Here is a 17,794-nt window from a genome sequence, read left to right on the forward strand (position 1 = left end):
TCTACGTCTCCTCAGCCGGGCAACACCTGTGCCGTGTTCGGCGTGAACTTCACCGAGACCTGATCCCCGACCGCAATGGATGGATTTTCGTCCGGCGTGTTATACTTGCGGACCAACAGAAGACCCGAGCCATTGCTCAGCTCGACGGTGTACTGCGTCTCGGGACCGCAGAAACTTACCGTCTTCACAGACCCGGTAAGTTGGGTGGCCGGCTCCTGGGACAACGGAGAAATTCGCAAATGCTCGGGCCGGACGACGATGTTTACCAGGGCACCGGGGGCAACCGTATCCTTCGTTGGAATGGCGACGGCGCCGATCCCCTGAAGATCGATCATCGTCCCGCGAGCGTCCGGGTTGAGCCCTCTTCCCTGGAGGAAGTTCGTTTCACCGACAAAATTCGCCACGAAACGATTTGCCGGCCTGTTGTAGACTTCGTGCGGGGTTCCGACCTGCATTATTTCACCTGAGGACAGCACCGCGACACGATCAGACATCGTCAAAGCCTCCTCCTGATCATGCGTCACGAAAATAAAGGTGATGCCGGTCGCGGCCTGGAGCGATTTGAGCTCCATCTGCATTTCCTTGCGAAGCTTGTAGTCCAATGCCGAAAGTGACTCGTCGAGGAGTAGGACCTTCGGCTCGGATGCGAGCGCGCGCGCCAGTGCGACCCGCTGCTGTTGACCACCCGATATCTGTGCCGTCCGACGACCGGAGAGATGTTCCAGTCGCACCAGTTTCAACATTTCATCAACACGGGCAGCGATTTCATCGCGGGACCGTTTGAGCATTCGCAGGCCGAAGCCGATATTCTCCGCCACCGTCATGTGTGGGAAGAGTGCGTAATTCTGGAATACTGTGTTGATGGGACGTCGGAACGGCGGGACCGACGCAATATCCTGGCCATCGAGAAGGATGGTGCCCGTTGTCGGATATTCAAAGCCGCCTATCAGCCGCAGCAGAGTGGTTTTTCCGCAACCCGACGGGCCGAGCAAGGTGAAAAACTCATTCTTGAAGATGTCAAGCGTGGTGCTCTTGACCGCTGCGACGGTGCCATTCCCAGAACCGTAGGTCTTGGTTACCTTCTTCAGTCGAATAGCTACGCCCGGTGTAATCTCACCTGTCATATTGTCCTCAACATAAATCGCGCGGCGAGGGTCGATGCAGCAGCTAGAACAAGCGCGCTGACGTCGAACCGAATGAACATATCGCCAGCGGGCCGCCATGCTCGCGGACCTACTTCTGCACGTCCTGCCAGATGCGGCTGTAGAGCTGCGTGATCTTCGGATCGCAAAGCGTCAAAAGCTCGCCCTTTGATTCCATGTCGGCGGGAATGACGAGTTCCGGCGCACCCTTCATATCTTCCGAGTAGTATTTCTCAGCGCCGATGATGGCCGCTCCATATTTGGCATAGACCGAATTCAATGCTGCGTTTTCGGGTGCCATGATGAAGTTTTGAAAAAGCTTCGCGTTCTCCAGATTTGGAGCATCTTTCAGGACCACCACATTGTCGGAGCCATAGGTGAAGCCTTCTCTCGGAAGGCCATAAGCTATGCTGTGGTTTTCAGTACGCCGCTTCAACGCGGAACCACTCCAGTCGAGGGAGGCCGAGACATCTCCTGTGGCCATTCTCTGTATGCCGGCATAGTCGATTGACAGCCAGCTCTTCTTGGCCTCGACCAGGCGGTCGCGGACCTGGGTTAGCAAAGCCTTGTCGCTTGTGCACCATGCTCCGCCTTCGAACTTGATTGCGGCGAACATGATATCGTTCATCTCGGGAACGATATTGATCTTTCCCTTCAGTTCGTCCGGCGGATCCAGAATCACCTTCCAGGTATTTATGTCGCCTTTGAAGGCCGAGGTGTTGACGCTTATGCCGCTCGTATACCAAAGCCACGGCACGGAATATTTTCGGCCTGGATCGAAAGCGGGATCCCGCCACCTCTCTTCGAGGTTCTTGGCATTTTCCATCTGCCCTGGATTTGTTTCGGCAAGCAGCCCTTCTTGAATATAGGTGGGGATGAAGCTTTGCGAGGGAACCACGACATCAAATCCGGAGGCGCCTTGGCGCACTTTTGCAAGTGCCGTGTCGTTGGAATCGAAATCCGTCAACGTTACATGGACGTTGTGTGTTTTCGAGAATTTTTCAATCAGTTCGGGACTGGTGTATTCGCCCCAGTTGTAGATGTTGAGATTGCCTTCAGCCAGGGCGACGGTGGCGCTCAGGCCAAGAATGAATGCGGCGGATGTGACGGTGAATCTCATTTTCCCCTCGCTTGTTTTCTGGCTGGGTAATCCAGTATCCCGACATTTCGAAACCTGCAGACTTCCCGAGAATGCTCAGTTCCGGCTTCAGAATTGTGCAGGCTGCTTGCCTCTCGTCTAGCCATCCCCTCTGCTTAAAAGGGAGGCAGCCAACGGGTCATGCCGGCCGCCAAAGTCTCTCGCGGATCAGGTCCTGCGCCGTTGCTTCTATCCCCTTGCGAAGGGCATCGGTCATCATGTCGACTTGCGAGCGGCTGATGGTGAGCGGCGGCGACATGACGCACATGTTGATGAGGGGTCTGACAAGCAGCCCATTCTCCTGGCAATGAAAGTCGATCCGCTTACCCACGGTCAGGTCGAGATCGAGAGGATTCTCGGCTTTGGCGTCGGCAACACATTCAATCCCCGCCATAAGGCCGGCACCCCGAACCTCCCCGACGAGCGGGAGTTCCTCCAGCGTTCGCAACTGCTCCTGAAAATAGGGGCCGATCTCACGTGCGTGCTCAAGCAGGCCGTTTTCCAGCAACTCGATATTGCGGATTGCCACCGCGCAGCCGATGGGGTGGCTGGAATAGGTCAGGCCATGCACGAAATTGGCGTTGGGATGGTTTGAGCGGCGAAGTTCTACGAACAAACGCTCCGACACCATGACGCCACCGAGGGGAAAATATCCCGAGGTGACACCCTTCGCGAAGGTTATCATGTCAGGCTGAATTCCGAACACATCCTCCGATGCGAAAATATGGCCGAGCCGACCGAAAGCGGTGACAACCTCGTCCGCGATAAAGAGGATGTCATTCTCTGCGCAGAGTGCGCGCATGCGCTTGAGATAGTTCGGCGGCGACATCAAGACTCCACCGCTTGCCTGAATCGGTTCGGCAACAAAAGCAGCGATTCGCCCAGCGCCCTCATGCGCAATGAGCGAGCGAAACTCATCGACGAGGAAATCTTCAAAGGCCTCCACCGTCAGGTCGGCCGGTCGGTGGAAGGGGTTGGGGCAAGTCAACTTTCTTACGAGTTCGCTTGCGCCATCCATCCAGTCATGATCCCGTGGGCGGCCGTTCAGCGATGCGGTCAGGTAGGTCGAGCCATGGTAGCTTCCTTGACGCGAGACCAGCAACTTCTTCTGCGACTGTCCGCGCACGTTGTTGTAGAACTGCACGAGCCGTATGGCTGTTTCGACCGCGGAAGAACCGCCGGTTGTAAGAAACACATGGTTGAGATCGCCCGGCGCCCGCTCTGCAAGCATTTGCGCAAGCTTCTCCGCGGGCGCATTACTTGTATACCATGGTGTCGAGTAGGTCAGGGACATCGCCTGGTCGTGCAATGTATCGGCCAGCGCCTGGTTGCGATGCCCGACATTGATGCACCACATACCTGCCGGTCCGTCGATCAGCTTTCTGCCGCTCTGGTCAAAGACGAAGACATCTTCGGAAGACGTGATGAGCTCGCGAGCTTCAGCACCGATACTTCCGGCTACCGGGGCGGCCTGAATCAGATGAAACCGGTCGTTACGGAGAGCATCGGTCTCCAGTTGCGAGAGAGCTGGTTCAACCATAAAAATTCTCCACGTCTTTAATGCTGAGCTGTAGGATAATCGAGCATGAAAGACGGGGTTCGCTCTAGCCACCGCGCAGGGTGAGGTTGCCTAAATAATGGACATAATCCTCTTGGCCGGCTGGAGAGAGGTAGGTTTTCTCCCGGGCGTCGTGCGAGCTGCAGCGCGTAGTCAAAACTGGAATCGCCAACGCGGCATTCCGGGAGCCCTACGTCAGCTGCTTCCTGCCGTGGACAATGCGTTATGCCGCCTGGAGCGCGTATCCTCTGGATCTTTTAGCATTACGACATCTGCCAATGAGGAGCTAAGCCGAGGCAAACCGTGATGGGGATCGTCTAGCTGCGGTCGGTGTGCAACCGAAAACCTCGCGATAGGTCTTCGAGAATGAGATGGAGAGCAAAGAGTTCTTTCATTGCAATCCCTCCCTATTTGCGATGTTGAAATTCCAAGGCCTCGGACGCCATCGCATATCTCGGGGGGCCGCGAGCGGCTCCGGTATCCTCCTCAGAATCCGAAGCCGCAGTTTCCTGCTAGCTCGGCAGATACTCCGCGCTCCAAGTCTCGCTGACCGTACCAGAGGCAATCAGCCGGTCGATCTCGGCTTCGGTGTAATTCAGAGCCCGGAGAACAGCGCGTGTGGACGTTCCGTACTTCTCGGCCGGCGCGACGGCCGTGACCTTGCCGACGGTCGGACGAATGGCGAAGGGATCGAGCTGGGTGACGGTGTGCCCGCTCGGATGGTTCGGGAATATCGAGAAGGAATAGCTGCCACGATCGATCCCCGGCGTACTGTCGGCAATGCGGGAACTCCGGCTCCGGATCGTTTCGATATTCTCGCAGAGCGACACGCCGATATCGGCTTCCTGTAGCCGCTGCTGCCAGGTCTCCGCAGGCGCGGTCATAAAGGCCCGCGAGAGATAGGCCTCGCGATCCGATGCCGCCATTTCCGGTATGCCCTCCAAGCCTTCAACCTTGCCGAAGCGCGGCAGGTCGGCTTCCGAAGCGCACAAAAGAAGGTGATCTCCCGATGCCGTTTGGTAGAGGCGCGACAGGGCATGATAACCCTTGGTTTCGCGGCCGGACGGCTCATTGAAGGGACCGCGCCCTGCGTAGTCGTAGCAGAACGGTATCTGCGCGAGGCCGGTCAGCGCCGACAGCGACGTACGCGGGCGGCCGACGATCCCGGTTCTGGATTTCTGATAGAGGGCGGCGGCAATGCCGAGCGCCGCACCGAAGCCGCACATGACATCGATGGTGCCGACATGGGCATGTTCCTCCGGCGTTTCCATTGAGCCGCCGAAACGCAGCATGATGCCGGTCGCCGATTGCACGAGGTCGTCATAGCCGAGATAATCGGTGCGCGGGCCGGTGCGCACGCCGCCGAAGCAATCAAGCTGGCAGAAGATCGCTTGGCGGTTGAGCGCATTCAGGCTTTCGGCATCGAGCCCCATCGCCTTGACCTGACGGTCGGTGGCATTCCAGACCACAACATCGACGGAGCGCACCAGTTCCTCGAAGACAACGCGGCCATCGGGCGAACCGATGTTCAGCAGCAAGGACTGCTTGCCGCGCATGTGCGACATGCCGAAGATCACGGTGTTCCAGCAGTCGTAGAGCGGCTTGGCCGGATCGATCTTGATCACCTCTGCGCCGAAGCGGGCGAGATAGGCGACCGAGTGCGGGCCGGCGATCACGTTGCAGAGATCGAGCACCCTGACACCGTCCAACCAGCCACCGGGGGCGTCGGTCGGAACCGGTAAGGAAGGGCGTTCCATGTCCGCAAGCATCGCCAAGGCATCCTTGGCCGTTCCCCAACGCCGAGGGCGTGGCGCAAGCATGGCTTCGGCGCTCTCCTGCAGCCAGGCCATCGGCCCCGGCTGGGTCATTTGGCCAAGAATCGGATCGTCGACGTCGATCATAAGGCCGGCGGCCTTGGCGTGATCATCGGCGATCCATTCCTTTAGCCAGCGCTGTGGCGCGCCCGGAAACAGCCCTTCCCCGAAGACACGTTCCCATTCGGCCGCCGTCTTGGTCAGGAAAACGTCCTTCATGCGGGCCGCAATCTTGTCGGCCCAGAATTTCGGGAGTGGATAGACGCCAAGCGAAACGTCCGACGACCATTGCGAGACTGGAAGATAGGTGTCCTCTTCCTCGCGCAGCCCTTCAGCGACCAGTTCGTCATATAGACCGAGCGTTTGCAGGCAACGCTTTGCATGGTTTTTGTGGCTGGGGCAGACGACGTAGAACATCCGCCCATCGGCGCACATATAGCTGCGGTAGAAGGGATCGAGGAATTCCTGAAGGTCGTCATAGGACATATCCATAGGCAGGCCTTCGTTGCGCCGCCGTTCGATCTCCCGCTCGCGCTGGGTCTGGTAACGCAGCGGATAATCGTCGATCAGGATCGAGTTGTAAGACAGGCCCTCCATGACGGCGCTGGCCAGCGGCACTTCGATATGATCGCCGTGCCCGGTGCGCTCGCGCGCCTGAAGCGCCAGCACGGTCGCAGACGCGGCCAGCATTGTGCCGTAGGCGGAAGACAGCGGCAGCGGCGAGAAAGAGGGGTTGATACCCATCAGAACCCGGTTCAGGCCCATATCCGTGAAGACGCCGGAGGAAGCTGCGATCACCGCCTCGAAGGCCCGCCAGTCACGGCGAAGCTGATCGTCTGAGGCAAAGCCGGGGATCGATAGGGTGATCAGTTCCGGTCGCGCCTTGCGGAGCGCCGCAAAATCGACTCCCAGCCGGGCGAGCACACCAGGGCGGAAATTCTCAACGACAATATCGGCCTCGGCAACCAGCGCTTTCGCCTCATCCAACCCCTCCTTCGTTTTGAGATCGAGAGTGACGATCAGCTTGTTGCGGTTGAGGATCGCATTGGCGGGATTGTCCCAGAGCGGACCGCCGGGCGGATCGACATGCACGACGGTCGCGCCGAGATCGCCAAGGATCATGGCCACAGCCGGGCCGGCAATATACTGCCCGAAATCAACCACCCGAACACCTGAAAGCGGAAGCGCAGAACGCGCGATCAAAGTCATTGCTCTTATCTCCCCAAGTATTTTCTAGGCGCGCGCATCGGCGACGATCCAGCCGGCCGCCTTTTCGGCGATCATCAGCGTCGGCGCATTTGTGTTGCCGCTGGTGATCTTCGGCATGATGCCCGCGTCGACGACCCGCAGGCCCTCGATGCCCCGCACCCTGAGGCGGCTGTCCACCACCGCCATTGGATCGTCGTCGCGGCCCATCTTCGTCGTCCCGACGGGATGAAAGATGGTGTTGGCGATATCGCCCGCGAGCCGCGTCAGTTCCTCGTCGCTCTGGAACTGCAAGCCCGGTTTCCACTCTTGCGGCTGGTATTTCGCGAGCGCCGGCTGCGACACGATCCTGCGCACCTGCCGCAGGCTCTCGGCGGCAATACGGCGGTCCTCTTCCGTGCTGAGATAGTTCGGCGCGATGACCGGCGCGTCCGATGCCTTGCTGGAGCGGATGCGCACGCTTCCGACGCTGGTCGGGTTGAGGTTGCAGACGCTCGCGGTGAAGGCGGGAACATTGTGCAATGGCTCACCGAAGGCGTCGAGGCTGAGCGGCTGGACGTGATATTCCAGGTTGGCGTGGGCTTGGCCGTCGTCCGAACGGGTAAAGGCACCGAGCTGCGAGGGCGACATACTCATCGGGCCGCTGCGCTTCAGCGCATATTCGAGCCCGATCATCGCCTTGCCGAACAGGCTGTTGGCAAGCGTGTTCAGCGTCTTCGCGTTGGCGACCTTGAATACCGCGCGGATTTGCAGATGGTCCTGAAGATTCTCCCCGACGCCCGGCAGGTCATGAGCGACCTCGATTCCGTGGCGCTTTAGCAGGCCAGCCGGCCCGATGCCCGAAAGTTGGAGGATTTGCGGCGAGCCGATCGCGCCGGCGGAAAGGATGACTTCCTTGCTCGCACGAACCTCAGCAGTCCGCCCTTGCCGGTGAAGTATGACACCGGTGCAACGTTTGCGGCCGGACGCCCCCGCTTCAAGGATCAGCCGTTCGACATGGGATTGCGTCCAGATCGTCAGGTTCGGCCGGTTCTTCGCCGGGCGGAGAAAGGCTTTCGACGTGTTCCAGCGCCAGCCCGAGCGCTGGTTGACCTCGAAATAGCCGACGCCCTCATTGTCGCCGCTGTTGAAATCGTCGGAGCGCGGAATGCCGGCCTCGACGGCGGCCTCGGCGAAGGTTTCGAGGATGTCCCATTTGAGCCGCTGCTTCTCGATCCGCCATTCGCCACCGTGGCCGTGCATGTCGGAGAAGCGACTGTTGCCGCCGGTCTTCGGGTCCGCGCCGTTGTCCAGCCGGTAGTGATCCTCATGCGCCTTGAAATCAGGCAGACAGTTCTGCCAGGACCATGCGTCATCGCCGGTCGTCGCTGCCCAGCCGTCGAAATCCCGCGCCTGGCCGCGCATGTAGATCATGCCGTTAATCGAGGAGCAGCCGCCGAGCGTCTTGCCACGTGGGTAACGCAGCGACCGGCCGTTAAGCCCGGCATCCGGCTCAGTCTTGAACAGCCAGTCGGTGCGGGGATTACCGATGCAATAGAGATAGCCGACGGGAACATGAATCCAGGGATAGTCATCCTTGCGGCCGGCTTCTAGCAGCAGCACGCGCATCGCGGGATCGCGGCTAAGGCGATTGGCGAGCAGGCAGCCTGCGGAGCCTCCACCGACGATGATATAGTCAAAGCTACCGTCGGCGGGGTAAGAAGCGCGGCTGGTCATGGGCTTGCCCGCCTGCTGCGATACAACACCGCACAATCATAAGATTCGACGATATGCCGTGGCATTTTAGCCTCCTCCTCATCTCTATTTTCAGGAATAGCGGAGGAGCGATGCAAAAATCCAATGACAAATACCATCAAGCATTATAAGCGAAACTAATATGCTTGAATCCTTCGACCTGAGAACATTGAGGGCATTCGCTACTGTCGCGCGCGAAGGCAACGTCACGCGCGCCGCGGAGCAACTGCACGTCACCCAGCCTGCCGTCACCCTGCAATTGAAGCGGCTTGCCGCCGATACCGGGCTCACCTTGTTCCGGCGGACGTCCACGGGTCTGGAACTGACGCAGGAGGGAGCTCTTCTTGCCGCCAAGGCCGAGCAGGTGTTGGCGGCACTTACGGATTTTGGGCAGACGGCTGGGCACCTTGCAACGCGCGTGCGTGGGAAACTACGGATCGGCACCATCATCGACCCGGAGTTCACACGCTTGGGTGCGTTTCTGAAGGCCCTGATCGAAAGCGGGCCAGGCATCGAGACGACGTTGCGCCATGGCATGAGTGGAGATGTACCGGAAGGGCTTCGACGGAATGAACTGGATGCCGGATTCTTCCTCGGAGACCAAAGGGACTACGATCCTGTAGCCGAGCTTTCGGATGAAACTACCACCAAACTGTTTTACGGCAGGGAGCTGGCACAACTGACTTATCGCGTCGTCGCCCCGCCGGCGCTTGCCAGCTTCGTGCGCGGTGCGGATTGGGTACAGTTAGCATCCCTGCCCTGGATCGGTACACCACCCGCTTCGGTGCATAACCGACTGCTGGCACGCCTGTTCACCGATCTTGGCCTGCGCCAGAACATCGTCTCGCAGGTTGATCAGGAAGCCTCGATGGTCGCCATGGTCCGCACGGGCGTTGGCTTGAGCCTCTGCCGTGAATCGATCGCTCTCCATGAACAACAAGCCCACGGGCTCTTCATCGCCGATGCAGTGAAAATTTCGACAACATTGAGCTTCATATGCTTGGAAGCGCGTAGGAATGATCCCACTGTTGTGGCCGCCTTTGATGCAATCAAACGTGTTTGGGGTCTCATGGGCGCTGAGGTCGGACAGATTGGGGGACCGAGATCCGAACTACGCAACGACAGGGGCCACCAGGGCTAAAGCGGTCGGATTCCACGACGTCGAGTTGTGCACCGCGAAGGCCAATTCCCGCATCTCCGATATCGATGCTCAGCCAGGATATGGTGGCTCCGACAACAGCGGTGCACCTGGCTTCGACCGGCCAGCACCAGGCTATCGGTAGCGTTCCTGGTTCCAGCGGTGGCCCACAAGCGACAGAATGATGATCAGGCCGTTGAAGAACTGCACATAAAAGCCGCTAAGGCCTGCCGCCACGACGCCGGTTTGGATAAATGCGACGGTAAGCGTGCCGATGGCACCGCCCACCACGGTTCCGACACCGCCCCAGGTGGGCGTCCCGCCGACAAAGACGGAGGCGAGCACTGGCAGGAGATAGCCGTCGCCGGCCGTCGGCCACCACGTAAAGTTGATCATGGTGGAAAAGGTTCCCCCGATCGCTGCGCCAATCCCCATGAAGACGAAGAGCTTCACGCGCACGCGTTTCACGTTGATACCCATCTGTTTGGCACTATCCGGGTTGTCGCCGACGGCCTTGACGTGCGCTCCGAAGCGGTGGCGGTTGTAGAGAAGGGTCGCGAAGATCACAAAGCCGACCGCCCAGAAGATCTGGACCGGCACACCCAGGATCTCGCTGGAGAAGATCTTGTACGCCGGGCTGTCGCCAAGCGTGACCAGTGCTATCGACTTGCCCTCGTTCACTATCTGTATGAGCCCTCGCAGGAGAAAGTTCATACCGAGCGTAGCGATGAGTGAGGAAAGGCCGGCGTATACGACCAGGGCGCCGACGCAGAATCCGAGAACCAGCCCAGTCAGGATCGCCGCCGCCATCGCAATAAAGGGGTCGAAGTCGGCCTGCACCAACAGAGCGAATGTCCACGACGAGAAGCCCATCACCGCCGGGAAGGAGAGGTCGATCTCGCCGCCCGTTACAACGAAGACGAGGGGCACCACGACGAAAAGCGCCACTGGCAATGTGGTCAGAACAGAGCTGTAGATCGACCAGGTCATGAACACAGCCGGATTGGCGGCGATGAAGATCGACATCATCACCAGGAACACCGCGAGTGTACCGAGCGCTGCGCGATGCTCAAGAACGAGGCGGCGGAGCCGATGCTCGGAGGGATGATGCCATCCCGTCTCGACTTCGGTGGCCTTCGTGGTCCGGCTCCTCGGCCGGCTCTGATCTGCCAGATCCGTCATGGCGCCACCCCACCTGCTGCCTTGGCATGGCCCCCACCGGCGCTTGCCGCGCGCGCGACATGTTCCATGAAGCCAACCAGTTCTTTCACCGACTTTACCTTCGACCGGTCCGCCTCGAGCACGATCTTGCCGCGATCGAGCACGGCGAAACGGTCGGCGATGTCGAAGATATGGTGGATGTTATGGTCAATGAGGATGATTGAACGGCCGCTTGCCCGGACCTGCCGCACGAACTGGAACACTTTTGCCGTCTCGGCCAGCGAGAGGGCCGTGGTCGGCTCGTCGAGAACGATGAGGTCCGCCTGCTTGTAAATGGCGCGGGCGATGGCAACACCTTGGCGCTCTCCCCCCGAAAGCTGCCCGACGATGGAGCGCGGCGTGTAAGCCTCCGAGGTGAAGCCGATCTCCCGCATGAGCCGATCCGCCTCGGCGAGCTGCTGCTTCAGCTTGAGCCAACCGAACATTCCAACAAGCTCGCGGCCCATGAATATGTTGTGGACGATCGATTGCTGGAGAGCGAGGGCCCGATCCTGAAACACCGTTTCGATGCCCGCCTCGCGCGAGCGACCCGCATTCCATCCGGAAACCGGTCTTCCGCGCACGATGATCTCGCCGCACGTGGGCTTTACGACGCCAGCGAGGATCTTGATCAGCGTCGATTTGCCGGCGCCATTGTCGCCGATGAGGCCGAGGACTTCGCCCTTGTCGACATAAAGATCGATGCCGCCAAGCGCGTCGACGCTGCCGTAGCTCTTCTTGATGTTGCGGAACTCGATCAGGTGCTCCGCCATAAAAATGCTCCTTTCGAAGGCACGCTGGGCTCTCGGGCGGCCATCCGCCAACGGTCTCAGCGCAGTGCTTGCTTGGCGAGTTCGGCAACGATCTCGTAGTTCGCTGGCGTGATGAAACCGGCTCCGGTGTCGACGTTCATCGGCGCGAGGCCGAGCTTGACCTGTTGGCAGAGGCTGAGGATCGGCAGGTAACCTTGCAGGAAGGGCTGTTGGTCGGCGGTCAGTTGCACCCAGCCATTCTTGAAACCCTCGACGATCTGCGGGCTGGTGTCGAAGCCGAAGACAAAGATCTCTCCGGGCTTCTTGCCGGCTGCCTGCATGAAGGTCGGAATATTGCCCAGCATCTGGCCGCCGCCGACGCCGAGCAGCTTGGTGTCGGGATTGTTGAGCAGCGCGGCGGTGATCACTGGGATGGCGAGGTTCGGGTCTGACGCCCACTCTCCCGACGAGGGCGCACTGATCTGGACGACGTTGACGCCGGCCTCCGTAAGGGCCGCGACCGTGCCGCGCTCGCGTGCGCCGCGGTTCTCGTTGTCGAACACGCCTTCCATGATCGCCTTGTCGCCAGGTTTCATCCCCGCAAGCTTGACGGCCTCATTTCCGAGCGCCCGGCCTTGCGCCTCCTGCTGGGCGCCGACATAGCCCCCGCCGAACGCGGCGACCACCTCAGGCACCGGGACGTTCTGGTACATCATCTTGATCCCGGCCTTATGGGCGTCCTTGGCGAGCGGCATGATCGCCGCGTCGCCGGGATGGCCCATCATGGCAATGCCGTCCGGCTGGACCGCCACAGCTTCGCGCAGTTGCTGGACCATCTTCTCGCTGCTCCAGCTTGAGAAGATGTAGTCGACCTTCGGTCCGAGATCAGCTTCGGCCTGCTTGGCGCCATTGTAGACGATGGTACCGAAGGCGTCGCCCTCGCCGCCGCCTACGAAGAAGCGGATGTGGACATCCTTGCACCATTTGTCGTCGAGCGCGTGCGCCGGGATTGCGCTCATGATACCCACCAGCACGGCGACCGGGCAGAACGCGATGAACAATCGTTGGAACAGGCTAGGGACGATCGTCATGTTAGCTCCTCCGCCAATCATTGTATCGTTTATTTTTACTGCCTTTTCTGCTCCGTCCGTAGCATGTCGGGAGGCACTCTGTGAGGCCGGCAAGCACCTCATCTCATCGGCAACCTTCATCAAGCTTTCGACGTATCGGTTCTTCGCCTCCTTGATCGAGAGAGCGAACCGGAATCCATGTGATCGAGATGCAAGCGTTCCATCCAGCTTCACCGCCATCGCAATTGACGACGTGTTGGTCGGAATTCGACTGCCTTGTTGGTAGCATACCCCTTCCCCCGGATGTCGGCCAGTAGATCGTACAGGCTGAACCGGCCGGGATGGAGTTTGAGCGCTGATGCCAACTCCTCCGGGGAGTTGACTTTCGCTAGTGATCCGTTCGAACTAACGAACGGCCGCGCGGCGACAAGATTCCTCTAGCCGCGCGAGCCGTTGTGCACCGAAGCCCTGAGTATGTGGATGACTTATCGGGCAGAAAATTAGTCAGTTGAACGACGATGCATTGACTGACGGCCCATGTCGGTTCCGACTGCATTGCCGTCCGCAGTACTCGCTGCCGGCATCGCTGACGAAGGCGGCTTGCCGGTCGTACGGCTGCTGTAGCGCTCGCATAGGCCAGCATGCAATGGCCCTGGCGCCGTTGCGTTGATTCGTGTGGCGAGCCCCTGTCGTTCGATGTGCCGCCGCCCCTCGTCTATGCCAGACCTCTCCACGAAACCTTGCGTAGTCTTGTAGCGTACGACATTGGGTTTTGCTGGAGGACTGGTGTCTCCTCAGCATTCCGGTCTGCTGACGCCCGGGCCCTGGTTCCATTACAGCAGCGCTTATGTTGAAGGCGGCCGACGATTCGGTCGTTTACCGAGGCCTGGAGTGGATCAGGCGCAACTTTTTGGGCCGATCGAAGCCATTTGCCCTAAGCCGCTGTCCATATTTCTGCGGCCGGGAAATACGACGCCTTTGCCCTCGCAGCCTTCTCCCTCAGTGCAGCCATTTCTTCGGTAAGCAGTTCTACGGCGATTTTCTGGACGGCTGCCTTCAGCCGATCCTCCATTTCAAAGCGGTCCAACATGTAACTGGTTATTGCGTCCTTCATCAGTTCTTCGATGGCTGGATCATTTTGCTCCGGAGTGTCAGTCATGCTGGGCTTCCTTCACGCTGTAGCTGCGGGCATTTGCCCCCTCAGTTGGCACCTTTGAGGCTAGTCCTAAGAGTTATCTCAGTCCATAATACCTTAGGGTGGAATTCTGAATTCTCGGGATGCTCATTTGTCCTTTGGTTTAGCCCCACCCAACCACTGGGAGTCTCGCAGCGCTGCCGGAGTATAGAGATTTCCGTGAGCCTTGGCTGAACCTACAGTATCGTTTCGACAATCAGAAGGATCATTCGAGGAGTGCCTGCGGTCATGCTGGACGGAAGATCGGTGGCCGACGAAAATGTGGCGCTTATTGACGAGGCTGCACGACATCCACTCATGATTGGTTAGCGACCATGTCCGACATTTTTTCGAGCGACCCCGAACTCGACCGTTCGCCGACGGCCCAGGATCTGGCTCGGCTACAATTCACCACCTTGTTGTACTACCTCCAATGCACGAATCCGGACAACGGGCTGGTTCGCGACAAAACCGAACCCACTGCCCCGGCAAGCATAGCAGCAATTGGCATGGCTCTGGCGACAATACCCGTCATTGTCGAGCGCGGAGTGATTATTCGGGAACTCGCCGCAAAGATCACTGGAAAGCGACTGCGCTTTTTGTTGGACTGTTGGCAGGGGCCAGAGCCGGACGCCTCCGGATACAACGGCTTTTTCTATCATTTTCTGGATATGGAAACAGGCCGCCGGGCCTGGCAGTGCGAATTGTCCACCATCGATTCAGCTTTTCTGTTCGCCGGCGCCTTGACCGCAGCAACCTATTTCGACGGCGACACAGCCGATGAAGCAGAGATCCGCCAGCTCGCTATGGCGCTCTACGAGCGAGCCGACTGGAGGTGGGCTTGCGACGGCGGCCCCACCTTGACACATGGCTGGCGCCCGGAGAACGGGTTCATTCCCTATCGCTGGCGGGGGTACGATGAGGGTCTACTGCTTTATTTACTGGGGCTCGGATCGCCGACCCATCCGTTGCCACCGGAGAGTTACACCGCCTATACCGAGAGTTATGAATGGAAAACCATCTATGGTCGCGAACTCCTTTACTCGGGTCCGCTTTTTACCCACCAACTATCCCATATGTGGGTCGACTTTCGAGGCATTCGTGACGTGTTCATGCGCCGCCACGACAGCGACTACTTTGAAAACAGCCGTCAAGCGACTTTTGTGCAGCAGGAATACGCCATTCGCAACCCGATGGGCTTTACCGGTTACGGGGAACACTGTTGGGGGTTTACCGCCTGCGACGGACCGGGATGGGGTAAGCGGGAGATAAATGGCGTCGATCGGGAGATCTTCGACTATATCGCCCGTGGCGCTCCTTTCGGACCTGACGACGGGACGGTGGCACCATGGGTCGTTGTGGCCTCGCTTCCCTTCGCGCCGGAGATCGTTGTGCCGACAGTACGGCACTTTGCACGGATGAATCTCGGCATGACGCGGCTTTACGGTTTTAAACCATCGTTCAACCAGACATATGCCGTCGAGAACAGTCCGACCGGATGGTGGGTAAGTCCCTATCACTTTGGCATTGACCAAGGGCCGGTGGTGCTGATGATCGAAAATTACCTGACCGGCCTGCTCTGGAACATCATGCGTCGTTGCGAGCCGATGGTGAGCGGATTGCGTCGAGCAGGATTTTCAGGGGGCTGGCTTTAAAGTGGATGTAATCGTACCTCTCCCGAGCAGGCCAGATTCTAACAGGCCCGTAGTGGGCCGTTTCACGTTCCCTTCGCAGTGATCCTTTGGGCCCGGAGCACGCGTGGTCGAGTTGCACCCGCGTCCACGAGAGCTCTTTGTGGCATCACGAACCGCTTTCGCCCCCGCCACTGAGAGCCAGCGCAGAATGGATGCAGTCAAGCAAATCCCGCTCGCCAAACGGCTTGGTCAAGCAGCCGACAACGTCGGCGCCCAATGCAGATACCCCGACGTTCTCGTCCGGATAGGCGGTAATTAGAACAGTCGGAATGCTCCTGCCCAATGTGACGAGGCGGCGGTGCAGATCGAGCCCGCTCATTCCTGGCATGTGGATGTCCGTTACAAGGCAGCCCGTGCGGCGGAAATGGGGGAATTTCAAGAAATCGTCAGCAGATGAAAAGGTTTCGGCCTCATATCCCACCGACCTTATGAGTCCTTTGATAGCATCACGCATCGACTCGTCGTCGTCTACGATCGCTATCAAACGTCTCTTGGTTGACACTGCCGCCTCCGAACTCGCCGATGTCGTGCCGAATTCCAGCGTTGTGGCGCTTGACTGGATGAATTAGTATGCGAGGGCGACAACGCCATCGCAAGTTATACAGTCATATAGGTTGTCTAAGACGTGTTCAGCTAAGCGCTCGCGTATTCTGATCTGTGAAAGAAACCCGTTGCGGCACTGGCGAAGGAGAGAGGAGGAAGTGTTCTCATCGCGACTTTGGCGCTCTGCTGGTTGGGCTTCACCCGCTGCTTTTGCAGTGGGTACAGATAATATTTATCGCAAAACGGCGATTCGCCTTGGGGGAACTGACGATGACTGATGCGCCAGCAACCGTCATTGTCATCGACGATGACCCTGAAATTCGCGAAGCGCTCGGCAGTCTGCTGCGATCCGTCGGCTTTGCCGTGAATCTCCTCGCTTCGGTGGGTGATTTCCTTAAGTCTGGCCGACCGAACGGCCCGACCTGTCTCGTGCTCGATGTCCGGCTTCCGGGACAAAGCGGTCTTGATTTTCAGCTCGAGCTGTCGCGAGAAAATATTCAGCTGCCGATCGTCTTCATCACCGGGCACGGCGACATTCCCATGACTGTCCAGGCGATGAAAGGGGGCGCGGTCGAGTTCCTGACGAAGCCGTTCCGAGACCAGGATTTGCTCGACGCCGTCCACGTCGGCCTGGCGCGCGACCGCGCGTGGCTTGAAAATGAACAGGCATTGGCAACGTTGCGAGCGCGTTTCGATAGCCTGACTCCGCGGGAGCGCGAGGTGATGGCTTTGGTGGTGACCGGACGGTTGAATAAGCAGATTGCCGGCGATCTCGGTGTAAGCGAGATTACCGTGAAGGTTCACCGCGGCCAGGTCATGCAGAAGATGGGTTCCAAGTCCCTGCCCGAACTGGCACGCATGGCTGACAAGCTGAAGCTCGCGCCGAGAAAACCACAAGCGCATTCATAAAGGTCTTGGCCGCGCGTATAGGTCACCCCCTCCTCATTGCTAATCAATCCTTCCTGATGGCCAATAGCTCCGGCGGGAGCTCTCCCCTATGGTGCGGCTTTTCTCCCAGGCCGTATCGCTGTCGATCGGCCCCCTTGAGCCTCCCACCCTGGGAGGCTTCTTTTTGGACAAACAAGATCGCGCGCTCAATTGGATTTGCCTATAGGATCGCGCCCACGGATGTCAGGCTCCAGGCTTCACGGTCACGCCGTGAGCGACCAGCGGCTGTTTAAAGCTATCCAAGCGTATAGTATCCTCTGCAGCCCGTTGAGCAGTAGTTCGGAAATTGGTCTGGGCGTGATGCTTCCAAAGTATCGCGATAAGAAACCACAGTATAATTTTCAGTCGCTCCGTTCATCGCTAGTCTCCACTCGTTGCCTCACGACAGGCAGGTGGCAAGTTTCTCCCTTGCTACCAACAGCTTCGGCGCCCTCCTCTTTCCGAAGCTCTGCGGGTCCACGATCCGTCCGACCGCCCGGCCGCCGCTGGGCGGTCTTTCTTCAGTAGAGACGGACCATGCATCGAAGGGGCGGGTGACCGCTCGGTTGATCTGCTGGGACGGACCGACGAGCTGTGTTAAGAATGTGGGGAAGTGGTTACGGTTCATCATATATCTCGCTGGCCAGTTTGATTGGAAAAATGACAGGCGAGATGACGAAGTTCTCAAGTAAGCACATTCTCTT

General features: G+C 59.0%; 13 protein-coding genes. 3 read left to right on the top strand and 10 right to left on the bottom strand.

The features are described 5' to 3' along the window. Positions 1-11: 11 nt before the first annotated feature. The 5 genes from JNB71_RS06935 to JNB71_RS06955 form a co-directional block, all read right to left on the bottom strand. Complete coding sequence (locus tag JNB71_RS06935) at positions 12-1,124, bottom strand: ABC transporter ATP-binding protein (protein ID WP_220371044.1); 1,113 nt, start codon at positions 1,122-1,124, stop codon at positions 12-14. Positions 1,125-1,233: 109 nt separating this feature from the next. Beyond that, positions 1,234-2,262 (bottom strand): extracellular solute-binding protein, encoded by a 1,029-nt coding sequence (locus JNB71_RS06940; RefSeq protein ID WP_220371045.1) that lies wholly within the window; start codon positions 2,260-2,262, stop codon positions 1,234-1,236. 157 nt (positions 2,263-2,419) lie between these two features. Continuing rightward, a complete protein-coding gene (locus JNB71_RS06945; protein WP_220371046.1) occupies positions 2,420-3,820 on the bottom strand; it encodes an aminotransferase in 1,401 nt (466 codons plus the stop codon). A gap of 530 nt (positions 3,821-4,350) precedes the next feature. Beyond that, positions 4,351-6,861, bottom strand: a complete 2,511-nt coding sequence (locus JNB71_RS06950) for a CoA transferase (protein WP_220371047.1) — start codon at positions 6,859-6,861, stop codon at positions 4,351-4,353. A gap of 24 nt (positions 6,862-6,885) precedes the next feature. Continuing rightward, entirely contained in the window at positions 6,886-8,574 is a 1,689-nt protein-coding gene (locus JNB71_RS06955; RefSeq protein WP_220371048.1) for a GMC family oxidoreductase, read from the bottom strand. A gap of 160 nt (positions 8,575-8,734) precedes the next feature. Between JNB71_RS06955 and JNB71_RS06960 the strand changes: the two genes are divergently transcribed. Then, the gene (locus JNB71_RS06960) at positions 8,735-9,733 is read left to right on the top strand and encodes a LysR family transcriptional regulator (protein WP_220371049.1); all 999 of its coding nucleotides are present in this window, start codon (positions 8,735-8,737) and stop codon (positions 9,731-9,733) included. Between the two features lie 132 nt (positions 9,734-9,865). Here JNB71_RS06960 and JNB71_RS06965 read toward each other — a convergent pair whose 3' ends face one another. From JNB71_RS06965 to JNB71_RS06980, 4 genes are all read right to left on the bottom strand, one after another. Next, positions 9,866-10,912 (bottom strand): ABC transporter permease, encoded by a 1,047-nt coding sequence (locus tag JNB71_RS06965; protein ID WP_220371050.1) that lies wholly within the window; start codon positions 10,910-10,912, stop codon positions 9,866-9,868. Next, positions 10,909-11,703 (bottom strand): ATP-binding cassette domain-containing protein, encoded by a 795-nt coding sequence (locus tag JNB71_RS06970; protein ID WP_220371051.1) that lies wholly within the window; start codon positions 11,701-11,703, stop codon positions 10,909-10,911. Before JNB71_RS06970 ends, JNB71_RS06965 begins: the two co-directional genes overlap by 4 nt. A gap of 56 nt (positions 11,704-11,759) precedes the next feature. After that, positions 11,760-12,773, bottom strand: coding sequence for a substrate-binding domain-containing protein (locus JNB71_RS06975; RefSeq protein WP_220371052.1), 1,014 nt, complete (start codon positions 12,771-12,773; stop codon positions 11,760-11,762). A 913-nt stretch (positions 12,774-13,686) separates the two neighbouring features. Next, positions 13,687-13,911 (bottom strand): hypothetical protein, encoded by a 225-nt coding sequence (locus JNB71_RS06980; RefSeq protein ID WP_220371053.1) that lies wholly within the window; start codon positions 13,909-13,911, stop codon positions 13,687-13,689. A 350-nt stretch (positions 13,912-14,261) separates the two neighbouring features. Here JNB71_RS06980 and JNB71_RS06985 point away from each other — a divergent pair, with 350 nt between their 5' ends. Beyond that, the gene (locus JNB71_RS06985; RefSeq protein ID WP_220371054.1) at positions 14,262-15,581 is read left to right on the top strand and encodes a glucoamylase family protein; all 1,320 of its coding nucleotides are present in this window, start codon (positions 14,262-14,264) and stop codon (positions 15,579-15,581) included. Positions 15,582-15,726: 145 nt separating this feature from the next. Here the strand turns inward: JNB71_RS06985 and JNB71_RS06990 are convergent, their stop codons facing one another. Continuing rightward, on the bottom strand, positions 15,727-16,122 hold the full coding sequence (locus tag JNB71_RS06990) for a response regulator transcription factor (protein ID WP_220371055.1): 396 nt from the start codon (positions 16,120-16,122) through the stop codon (positions 15,727-15,729). Positions 16,123-16,433: 311 nt separating this feature from the next. Between JNB71_RS06990 and JNB71_RS06995 the strand changes: the two genes are divergently transcribed. Continuing rightward, positions 16,434-17,072, top strand: coding sequence for a response regulator transcription factor (locus tag JNB71_RS06995; RefSeq protein WP_220371056.1), 639 nt, complete (start codon positions 16,434-16,436; stop codon positions 17,070-17,072). Positions 17,073-17,794: the final 722 nt, after the last annotated feature.

It is taken from the genome of Rhizobium herbae (assembly GCF_019511375.1).
GTDB classification, from domain to species: Bacteria; Pseudomonadota; Alphaproteobacteria; order Rhizobiales; family Rhizobiaceae; genus Pararhizobium; species Pararhizobium herbae_A.

Coding starts and splice junctions, on each gene's coding strand:
- JNB71_RS06975 (WP_220371052.1), bottom strand. CDS start 12,773: ATGACGATCGTCCCTAGCCTGTTCCAACGATTGTTCATCGCGTTCTGC.
- JNB71_RS06935 (WP_220371044.1), bottom strand. CDS start 1,124: ATGACAGGTGAGATTACACCGGGCGTAGCTATTCGACTGAAGAAGGTA.
- JNB71_RS06970 (WP_220371051.1), bottom strand. CDS start 11,703: ATGGCGGAGCACCTGATCGAGTTCCGCAACATCAAGAAGAGCTACGGC.
- JNB71_RS06985 (WP_220371054.1), top strand. CDS start 14,262: ATGTCCGACATTTTTTCGAGCGACCCCGAACTCGACCGTTCGCCGACG.
- JNB71_RS06995 (WP_220371056.1), top strand. CDS start 16,434: ATGACTGATGCGCCAGCAACCGTCATTGTCATCGACGATGACCCTGAA.
- JNB71_RS06955 (WP_220371048.1), bottom strand. CDS start 8,574: ATGACCAGCCGCGCTTCTTACCCCGCCGACGGTAGCTTTGACTATATC.
- JNB71_RS06945 (WP_220371046.1), bottom strand. CDS start 3,820: ATGGTTGAACCAGCTCTCTCGCAACTGGAGACCGATGCTCTCCGTAAC.
- JNB71_RS06950 (WP_220371047.1), bottom strand. CDS start 6,861: ATGACTTTGATCGCGCGTTCTGCGCTTCCGCTTTCAGGTGTTCGGGTG.
- JNB71_RS06940 (WP_220371045.1), bottom strand. CDS start 2,262: ATGAGATTCACCGTCACATCCGCCGCATTCATTCTTGGCCTGAGCGCC.
- JNB71_RS06960 (WP_220371049.1), top strand. CDS start 8,735: ATGCTTGAATCCTTCGACCTGAGAACATTGAGGGCATTCGCTACTGTC.
- JNB71_RS06965 (WP_220371050.1), bottom strand. CDS start 10,912: ATGACGGATCTGGCAGATCAGAGCCGGCCGAGGAGCCGGACCACGAAG.
- JNB71_RS06980 (WP_220371053.1), bottom strand. CDS start 13,911: ATGACTGACACTCCGGAGCAAAATGATCCAGCCATCGAAGAACTGATG.